This window comes from Bacillus sp. 22446, from assembly GCF_052044955.1.
Taxonomy (GTDB): Bacteria; Bacillota; Bacilli; order Bacillales; family Bacillaceae; genus Bacillus; species Bacillus altitudinis.
Genome location: NZ_JBQEOD010000027.1, coordinates 1 through 522, shown reverse-complemented (window position 1 = coordinate 522; position 522 = coordinate 1). Strand labels below are relative to the sequence as shown.

Below are 522 nucleotides of genomic sequence, written 5' to 3'. Positions count from 1 at the left end.
CTCTCGCCGCAAGGCGTACCGGGTGAGCTCGTGATTGCGGGGAAAGGACTGGCAAGAGGCTACTGGAATCTCCCAGAGGAAACGGACAAACGGTTTGTCCCAGATCCATTTTATCCAGGAGAGCGCATGTACCGTACAGGTGACTTGGTGAAATGGACAGAGGATGGCGAGCTGATCTACCTCGGCAGAAAAGACCATCAAGTGAGCATCCGCGGATTCCGTATTGAGCTGTCAGAAATTGAAGCGCAGCTCCTTGCGCTGGATTCAGTCCAAGAAGCCGTCGTGACAACGGTCAAAGACGCAAGTGATCAAGACGCTCTTGTCGCTTACGTCATCACAGATAAAGAAACGGATACGTTGAAAGAAAACTTAAAGCGCATCTTGCCAGAATATATGGTGCCATCATGGATCATCAAGCTAGACCAACTGCCGATGACGGCAAATGGCAAAGTCGATCTCAAAGCACTGCCAGCACCTGATGTGGAAGCGAATCAAACTGCATACGAAGCGCCAAGAGATGAA

General features: G+C 50.6%; 1 protein-coding gene. It reads left to right on the top strand.

The annotated features are described in order from the left end of the window. The coding region (locus ACTJJD_RS19330) for an AMP-binding enzyme (RefSeq protein WP_440608756.1) at nucleotides 1-522 on the top strand (522 nt) is incomplete at both ends.